General features: G+C 60.9%; 9 protein-coding genes. 3 read left to right on the forward strand and 6 right to left on the reverse strand.

The genetic code is table 11. The annotated features are described in order from the left end of the window. Positions 1-170 precede the first annotated feature (170 nt). From gluQRS to CHY22_RS03430, 3 genes are all read left to right on the forward strand, one after another. On the forward strand, positions 171-1,172 hold the full coding sequence (gene gluQRS, locus CHY22_RS03420; RefSeq protein ID WP_089572438.1) for a tRNA glutamyl-Q(34) synthetase GluQRS: 1,002 nt from the start codon (positions 171-173) through the stop codon (positions 1,170-1,172). A 104-nt stretch (positions 1,173-1,276) separates the two neighbouring features. Further along, positions 1,277-1,543 carry a DUF1778 domain-containing protein gene (locus CHY22_RS03425; RefSeq protein WP_089572439.1) on the forward strand — a complete coding sequence of 89 codons (267 nt, stop codon included), beginning with the start codon at positions 1,277-1,279 and terminating at the stop codon, positions 1,541-1,543. Then, positions 1,540-2,013, forward strand: coding sequence for a GNAT family N-acetyltransferase (locus CHY22_RS03430; RefSeq protein WP_089572440.1), 474 nt, complete (start codon positions 1,540-1,542; stop codon positions 2,011-2,013). Before CHY22_RS03425 ends, CHY22_RS03430 begins: the two co-directional genes overlap by 4 nt. Positions 2,014-2,134: 121 nt before the next feature. Here CHY22_RS03430 and CHY22_RS03435 read toward each other — a convergent pair whose 3' ends face one another. The 6 genes from CHY22_RS03435 to CHY22_RS10065 form a co-directional block, all read right to left on the reverse strand. Continuing rightward, positions 2,135-2,860 carry a metallophosphoesterase gene (locus CHY22_RS03435; RefSeq protein WP_089572441.1) on the reverse strand — a complete coding sequence of 242 codons (726 nt, stop codon included), beginning with the start codon at positions 2,858-2,860 and terminating at the stop codon, positions 2,135-2,137. After that, a complete protein-coding gene (locus CHY22_RS03440) occupies positions 2,857-3,495 on the reverse strand; it encodes a metallophosphoesterase (protein WP_089572442.1) in 639 nt (212 codons plus the stop codon). Before CHY22_RS03440 ends, CHY22_RS03435 begins: the two co-directional genes overlap by 4 nt. Before the next feature lie 9 nt (positions 3,496-3,504). After that, positions 3,505-4,260, reverse strand: coding sequence for a metallophosphoesterase (locus tag CHY22_RS03445; protein WP_089572443.1), 756 nt, complete (start codon positions 4,258-4,260; stop codon positions 3,505-3,507). Between the two features lie 128 nt (positions 4,261-4,388). Next, positions 4,389-4,754 carry a hypothetical protein gene (locus CHY22_RS09945; protein WP_143759206.1) on the reverse strand — a complete coding sequence of 122 codons (366 nt, stop codon included), beginning with the start codon at positions 4,752-4,754 and terminating at the stop codon, positions 4,389-4,391. Positions 4,755-4,850: 96 nt separating this feature from the next. Continuing rightward, the gene (locus CHY22_RS03450; protein ID WP_158551204.1) at positions 4,851-8,201 is read right to left on the reverse strand and encodes a CAP domain-containing protein; all 3,351 of its coding nucleotides are present in this window, start codon (positions 8,199-8,201) and stop codon (positions 4,851-4,853) included. Positions 8,202-8,262: 61 nt separating this feature from the next. After that, on the reverse strand, positions 8,263-8,508 hold the full coding sequence (locus CHY22_RS10065; protein ID WP_147328328.1) for a hypothetical protein: 246 nt from the start codon (positions 8,506-8,508) through the stop codon (positions 8,263-8,265). Between the last annotated feature and the right edge of the window lie 204 nt (positions 8,509-8,712).

An 8,712-nucleotide genomic window follows, 5' to 3' on the forward strand; every position in this document is an offset into this window, starting at 1 on the left:
GCAGTTGCGAAGAGCTGCCGGGGCTTCTGTCGTTTGAGGGGTTGAAGGGGCTGAGCTTGGGGCGGTAATCGAGGTGTTGAGTCGGTGCCCGCCGCGCACAACACGCAGCCTCGGCAACTCGCGAGCATCGACGACGCCCCCTCACCTCACCCCGCGCTATACTCGTCCGCATGGATATCAACGCATGCAACATAGCAACACACGCCGCGGGCGCACCAGCAGCGGCCGCTCCCGCGCCCGTCGTGGGCCGCTTTGCCCCGTCGCCCTCGGGCCGCATGCATCTGGGCAACGTGTTCAGCTGCCTGTGCGCGTGGCTTTCGGCCCGCAGCCAGGGCGGCAGCATCGTGTTGCGCATCGAGGACCTGGACGATCGCTGCAAGCGCCCGGAACTTGCCGCCCAATTGATTGACGACCTAGCCTGGCTGGGGCTTGAGTGGGACGAAGGCCCCTACTGCCAGCACGATCGCCTGGACTTGTACGAGGACGCCCTGCACCAGCTGCAAGACGCCGGCCTCACCTATCCCTGCTTTTGCACGCGCGCCGAGCTCCACACCGCAAGCGCGCCGCACGCCAGCGACGGCACGCCCATCTACCGCGGCGCCTGCCGAGGCCTTTCTGCCGAGGAGGTTACCCGCCGCAGCGCCCTGCGCGCTCCCGCCACGCGCCTGCGTGTGCCCGCCGTCGACGACCTCGCCGGCGACGTGATCGAATTCGTTGACCGCACGTACGGAGCCCAATGCGAGGCACTCGCCACCGAGTGCGGCGACTTTTTGGTGCGCCGCAGCGACGGCGTGTTTGCCTATCAGCTGGCCGTGGTGGTCGACGACGCTGCCATGGGCGTCACCGAGATCGTACGCGGATGCGACCTGCTTGGTTCCACGCCGCGCCAGATCTATCTGCAACATCTGCTGGGACTGCCCACACCGCGCTACGCGCACATCCCGCTGCTCATGTCGCCGGACGGCCGCCGCCTTTCCAAGCGCGATCGCGATCTGGACCTGGGCGAGCTCCGCACCCGCTTTGGCACACCCGAGGCACTGTTGGGATGGCTCGCCGGGCAAACAGGCATCGCGCCGGACACCACGCCGCGTACCGCCGAGCAGCTGGTCGAGCACTTTAGCTGGGACGTCATCCGCGCGCACCGCGAGAACATCACCGTAATGGCCGAGTAGTCAAACGCCCTGCCCCCTTCACTACCCCCCCCCGACGAGTGCGTAATTCTGTATCTTGTTATGTACGGAATAGTTCCGTACAATGATGCAAAGGAGGTTTTACCATGCCAACGATTGAGAAACAGCGCCGTATGGATCTAAGGCTGACCGAGCGTCAACGCCTTACTTACGAGCGCGCCGCGGCCTTGCGCGGGCAAACTCTCACCCAATGGGCCACGGCTCACCTTGACGAGAGCTCCGCACGTGACATCGCCGAGGCGTCAACAACCTATCTTTCTCCTGATGGTTTTGATGCATTTTGCGAAATGCTCGACTCACCCATGCCCCAAGCCGCAAAAGCGCTGCTCGACCGTAAAGCGATTTGGGAATGAGCACGTTTACCAAGCCCGTTCAACTCCCCGTTGGTCAAGGCATCGAGGCTTTCCACTGCGGTAATACCCTTGTAGACGGATGGGCTAAAAACAGATCAGCCTCGGCGCGAAGAAGAGGGTCGGCGGTTATATACGCATCGTATTACGACGGCGCAGTCGCCGGGTTCTATACGCTATGTACGCACTCCGTAGCTCGCGAAAATGTTGACGGAGGATGGTTCGTTCGGAACTCCCCCTCCCAAGTTCCCGCAGTGTTGCTTGGAATGATGGGGGTTGATGAGAAATTCAAGGGGCTTGGTCTGGGAGCATCGTTGCTCAAAGATGCCATCGAAAACGCCTTAAAAATTTCTGCCCTAGCGGGAGCGCGAGCTTTGGTTGTCGATCCAGTAGATGATGAGGCGGCAGCGTTCTATGCGCATTTCGGCTTTGCAGCCCTACCCGGCACCAACCGAATGGCGTTGAAACTCTAGACCGCCAGCAGCATCTCCTCCAGCTCCCAGTATGTCTTAAGTTACCCTACAGATAATGACTATTGCCAAAATGTAGGGTAACTACCCAAGGCATCATACGAAGAGCTCGCTATGCCTGCCCCTACGCAACGTCCCAGGGCTGGAGCTCGCCGCCCAGGCGAACGATGCAGTCGTAGAGCACGGTGTGGCGCTCGGCCGGGTTGGCATCCCGATGAAAATGCCCGTAGTACCAGCGCTTGTAGTCCAAGCGATCTTCCAGCTCGTCGAAAAATGCCGTAAGCCGATCGACAGCTGGATAATTCCAGCCAGGTGCCGGATAGAGCGTGGGCGAGAGCATGCGCGTGGAGCAGGTGTGGGTGATCACGTAGTCGACCTTCCAGCCCACGCTATCGAGCTTTGCCCGCGCCTCCTCAAAGTTGCGCTCGCCCGGCAGCTCCTGCGGCCACCAGCTGGAATACGGGATGCGGTATTCCTTGTCCACACTCGTGGCGCCGCCCATGGTAAAGATCGTCGACCCACCGAGCTCAAAAACCTCGCCGCGCGTCAGGCGCCGTATAGGCGAGGTGTCCGACAGGCGTTGCGTCAGTCCACCGTGCCACAACTCCAGGGGGCGCTCCGCCCAATGGTCGTAGCGTTCGTGGTTGCCGTCGACGAACAGCACGGTATAGGGGCGCGACTCCAGCCAGGCGATATCGGCGCATTCCTCGGCAGAAAAATCCCACGGAAAGCCAAAGTCTCCCGCGATAATCAGATAGTCGTCGCTCGTCAGACTATCCCCAAGCTCCCAGTCGCGGAGCTTTTGCATGTCGATGCCACCGTGGACATCACCCGTCACATAAACCGTCATCGGATCACCACTTCCCTCTTATAGGCTTCGAGATCGTGCTCGATCTGCTCGTCGCCCGTGGCGTTGACCCACCACGGCCACTTAACGCAACACACCGGCTCGTCTACCTGTGCAAACCACGACTTGAGCTCCTCCAGGCTCACCGGGGCGTAGCCGTTGGCGTCCACGCCCACGTCGTAGCGCAGCAGCCCCTGCCGAAGGTTGAACTTGTTATACGCGTCGCCACAGCTGTGGATATGCCCGTGCAAATGCCAGCCGCCGTGCGACATACCCTGCCAGTCGACCATGGGATAGTGGCTCAGCACGATTTTCTGACGGTCGATCTTGAGCACGCAAATGGGCGGCTCGACGATAAAAGCATCCGCCACCGCAGGCTGCGTCCAGTCTTTATCGTGGTTGCCGGGCAGCAGATGGATGCGCTTGCATGCAATGCTTTTGCGCAGCTCGTAGGCATCTTGGACCGTCATCTTAAAGCTGAAGTCACCCAAAATGTAAAGCTCGTCATCCGCAGCGACCTTGCTATTAATGCTAGCGACCATGGCGTCGTTCATCTGCCCAACAGTCGACCAAGGCCTGTCGGCGAGCCGCAGCATGTTCTCGTGCCCAAAGTGGGTATCGCTGGTAAACCAGATCATGGGGACCTCCTAACGCTCTTGCTCAAAATAGTCACTCGCCGTCTCATCCTGCCCATCGGCACATCGCGCTTCGATCGGCACGATATCTTGGTAGATAAGGCGATGCTTGTCATCGCGCCATTCATCGTCATGGTAATGGCCAAAGAACCAGGTGCGGTAGTCGAGCCGCCCGTCGAGCTCGCCCAAAAAGGCCTGCAGCGAATCGTCGTAGAACTCGCGATTGCACTCCATGCACAGCTCGTCAGCCAAATCGACCGGCGCCTCGTGCGTCACAACATAGTCGACCTTCCAGCCCGCGCGATCGAGCGAGGCGCGACAGTGTTTGATCTCGCGCTCACTCGGCATCTCCTCGGGCCACCACGTCTTTCCCTCCTGACGCCACTGTTTGTCATGGCTCGCGGCGCCACCCATGGCGAGCACCGTGGTCCCCGTGATGTCGAACACCTCGCCGCGCATCAGGTGCAGCACGTGCGGGCGAACCTCGTGAACGAGGCCCCCGTTCCACTCACGCATTGGCAGCCCCGCCAGCAGATGATGGTTCTCGTGATTGCCGTCGACAAAACACGTGGTCCAGGGCTTGGACTCAAACCAGTCGAGCCAGTATTTGTCGGTGTTCGAGCCGCTCCATATAAAGCCAAAGTCGCCGGCAACGATGACAACGTCATCGCGCGTCAGCGTTCGACCCAATGGCCAAACGCGCGACGAGAAGCGACTCGCCCCATACTCGGCAACACCGTGAACGTCTCCGGTAACGAAAATAGACATCAAACAACACCTCCGTGCTGTGCGACTCTGGACAAATCAATGGAAGAAATTGCAGGCCGGGCCGGCATCTGTATCCCTTAGGGCTTACCCTTCGTTCTTCCATCCAAACGGATCAAACACCCAAAAAACTAGATCGAGCACACTGTTGGCGGGCAGCATGTTGGGCAGGGCGTCTTGCCTCGCTTGAGTGCAGCCGCTAATGGTACGCTTGTTTTAATGGCGTTTTGAGGAAGGCTTTTGCACCCCGTAGAACGGTGGTAAATCTTGCCGTTCTTAGTGACGATTACCTTGATTTTTGAGGTATCCACACTGCGGGGCTCGATGGGCGCAGCCAGCTCTTGACGAGCTGGCGCTGTTTTCCAAGGCTTGCCTCTCGAAAAACCAAAATCGCAGAATCGATTGATATAGCTGTCGAAACATCCATCGAACAGCAACCCCGTTGCCAGACCCGCCATGAATCCGCAGGCGATCGCGGCCTCTCCTCTTATTTGCATATATCCCTCCTTAATCAATCTTGAAGAAAAAGGCGGCGCGCGCCGTAGAGCCCATGCCCCTGCGGTGCGCGCCAAAAACAGCGCGCTTCCCTGTCCCTAACGGATCAGCTGGCGGCGCTTATCGGACAGGAATACGCCGGCGGCCACCAGGACCGTGCCGCCGATCACGAAGGTCTCACCCAGCAGCTCGGACGCATCGCCCGTGGCGGGCATCGCCGTCTGCCAAGTCGTGGCCTCGGTCTTTGCCTCCGCATGCTTGGCCTGGTACGTCACTTGCGTGACGGGCTGGGTCTGCTCGCCGTTTCCGCGGTCGGCGGCCTCTTGGCGAGCGATCTCGGCGTTAAGCTCGGCAATAGCCTGGTCGAGCTCGACCTTGGCGGCGGTGTAGTTGGCGAGCGCCTCCAAGTATGCCGGCGCCACGGCATCCGTCGCAGCCACGGCGTCATCGAGTTCGGCCTTGGCGGTCGCGGCACGCTCGGCGGCATCGTGGGCCGCAGCGATCTTGGCGTTAAGTACCTCGTCCGCATCGTCAGTGCTGCCGTTGACAATGGCTTCGGCAATATTGATTCTGCGCAGGCGGGCAACCGCGGCGGCAGAGGCGTCGCGCGCGACAGTCGCATCCACCACGGCATCGTCAGCCTCCACCACGTCATACTCGGCATCGCTCACGGCCATCGCCGCTGCATCGAGCGCGGCATCGGCAGTCGCTTTGTCCCCAGTGGCCTTGGCAAGTGCTGCGGCGGCATTCTTAAGCTGAGAGGCGCGGGCGGCAGCTGCATCAGATTTTGCCTGAGCCGTTGCCACGACGGCGTCGGCATCGCTTGCAGCCCGCTGCGCCATATCGAGCTCCACCTGAGTGGCAGCAGCATCGATGCCTGCCTGATCGGCATCGCCTTGGGTGGCAAGAAGTTCGGCCTCCGCCTCGCGCTGATTGGCACGCGCGCTTTCGAGTGCAGACGACGCCGCATCAAACGCACGCTGAGCAGCGGCGATATCGGCTGAGTACGCCGCTAGCTCATCCTGGGCCGCGGCAAGTGCATCCCGTTTGTCGCCAACACCGGCACGAGCGGCGTCCAGTGCGCGCTTGGCAGCAGCCACCTTGCCCTTGGCAATGTCGAGCTCGCCAGACTTGGCGGCCACGGCGTCCTGCGCTGCCGCAACAGCGGCGTTGGCAGCGCTCAAATCGGCGCGGGCATCGCTGACGGCACGCGCGGCGGCGTCAGCTGCAGCCTGCTTTTGCGCCACGGCAGCCTGGGCCTCCGAGGCCTTGGTTGCCGCGACATCAACATTAGCGGCAGCGCGCTCAACCTGGGTTTGCTTTGCTGCAACGGCCTGCGATGCTGCACTCACCTTGCTGCCGGCATCGTCGGCAACGCCCTGCGCCACAGCAAGCTCCTTGCGTGCCGCATCCACGCCCTGCTCGGGATTTGCCAACGAGTCACACCACGCATTCAACGCAGCCTCATACTCTGCAACCGTCATCGGATTGAGGTTATACGGCTTATACCATTGACCAGAATATACAAATGTTTGCGCCTGTGTACTCCCGTACAGCGTCCCTCGCGTGCAAACGCCCATGCCCGTCACGGTGTAATCGGGGTTGATCACGTTGATGTAATGTCCGACCGAAGGGTTAGGTCCACCGTGCAGTGCGGCGTAGTTATCAATCTGGGAGCTATGCGCTGTATAGAAATCGTAAGCGGCCTTTCCCGTAAGGCCCGACGCGCCCAGCGAGGCGGCGGCAGCATCAAAGATGGCCTTCTCCTGATCGACCCACTGCTTAAACGGATTGCTTCCGTAGTTCCACGCCACATTCTCGCCCACGTTAAACTGCTGAGCGTGCGCGACCTTCGTATCGGAGAAGTTCGCGTCGGCGATGGCGGTCGCCATCATGGCATATGTCACCTTGAGCTCGCCTAGGCCAACGCTTGCGCGATACTCGTTGCACGCTTTGAGCCACACAACCGCCTGCTTCATATTGGTCAGGCTCGTCGCGTCGACTTCCTCGCCCACCTTGTTGTAGCCAGCGAGTTTGCAGTTGAGGATGATATCCGCCGCATCGTCGGCACCCACACTCTTAAAGAATGCGATGGCACCCTGGCGGTAGTTCTCCGCCGATGCATTCGCCGTTGCCTGAGCGGCATCGAGCTTTGCCTGGGCCTGAGCCACAGCCTGGTCGGCCTGCTGCTTTTGGGCCTTCGCCTGATCGAGCGCCTTGTCGGCAGCGTCTTTCTCGTCCTTGGCCGCCGAAAGCTTGGCCTGGGCATCGGCCAGCTCCGTGAGCGCACTGGCATGATCGGTCTTGGCCTGGTCAAGAGCGGCGTCGGCAGCGGTCTTGGCAGCAGCGGCGGCATCCAGCTTTGACTGGGCATCGGCAGCGGCCTGCTGCTGATCGGCAACTGCCTGCTGAGCAGTCTGAACCTCGCCCTCGGCGGCGGCAACGTCCTGCTCTGCGGCAGCAAGCTCGCTCTCGCACTTCGACTGCGCGGCCTTGGCGGCCGTCAGCGCTTCGGACGCAGCAGCCACCTTTGCCTTGGCGGCCTCGTACTCCGGGCCCGCGGCGCCCTGCTCGGCTCGATCCAGATCGGCCTTGGCCGCGTCATAGCTCGTCTGCGCGGCATCCACGTCCGCATCTGCCGCGGCCTTTGCCTGCTGAGCTGCCGAAAGCTTGCCCTGCGCGTCCTGCTGCTTGGCAGCGGCGGCAGTGGCAGCGTCTTGAGCATCCGAGAGCTTGGCCTGCGCATCAACGACCTGCTGCTTCGCCTGTTCCAGGTCACTCGCAGCCTGCCCTGCGGCAGCCTGGGCGGCAGCTACAGCCTCGGGCGTAGCATCGGATGCAGCAGCCTGTGCGGCCTCAAGCGCAGACTGGGCATCACGGGATGCCCTCTGGGCAGCAGTCAGGGCTTCATCCTTGTCCGCCAGCTCCTTCTTGGCAGCATCGAGCGCAGCCTGAGCGTCCTCAAACGCCTTGACATCCTGATCGGCCTTGTCCTGCGCAGCGCCCAGCTGCTTTTCCAGCTCGGCCGAAGCAGCGGAGGCCGCGCTATCGCTCGCACCGCGGGCCGCGTCATAGGCGCCCCGCGCCTGCTGCTGGTTGACGGCGGCAGCATCGTAGGGAGCGGCAGCCGCTTCCAGATCGGCCTTGGCGGTAGCAGCTTTAGCGCGCGCCGCATCAACTGCAGCCTGCAGGTCGGCGACCTTTTGCGCTGCAGACACGGCACCCGCGCCAGTACCGGCGGCCGCAGTACTCGTCAGCGGCGACATCACCGCAGCCGTTGCACCCGTGGCGCCAACGCCATCCGCATCCTGTGCCACCGCGACCAGGGGCGACAGCATCGAGCCGCCCGTCATGGCAATCGTCGCCGCAGCAACCGTCACCACGCGTCCAGCCGCCTTGGCCTTACCCAAAGCCTTGCCGTCCATGTCCTTGTTCATATTCTTGCTCATTGTCGATTCCTTCCCACGGTGAGCCGTTGTTTGACACAGATAGTCGATCCAACTTGCCCCATTAAAAAGAGGTGATAACGGGGTAATTAAATTGAGCGATTTGAATCGCGGCGAACCTGGCATTCAACTCATAGTTCCGCTCGCGCTCAATCTCATCCAAATACTCGAGATCTTCGCCACTTGGCGCCTCTTCACCTAGGCATACAGGCCAGTTCTCTGTGCGAGAACGGTCAGTACGGCCATAAATGGTCTCGAGATTAATGAAATCGATATTGCCGTTGTTAAAGGAGAAATTGCTGGTGCTCATGCTCAAGTCCCGTCCACATAAACTCAAATTGCTGTGCTTGGCCTCTTTTAGAGACCCCATCTCATACGCTATGACTGTAGTATATGCGCTCTGCTTGCATGTTGCAAGAACATTTTTATTTTTCTAGCGCTTATAGCTAATCTGTTTCCTCTGCCTTGATTCTCATCTTCATTGCAACAGCCTCAGGACTCAGCGCAACGCGTT

The organism is Collinsella sp. TF06-26 (assembly GCF_002232035.1).
Lineage (GTDB): Bacteria > Actinomycetota > Coriobacteriia > Coriobacteriales > Coriobacteriaceae > Collinsella.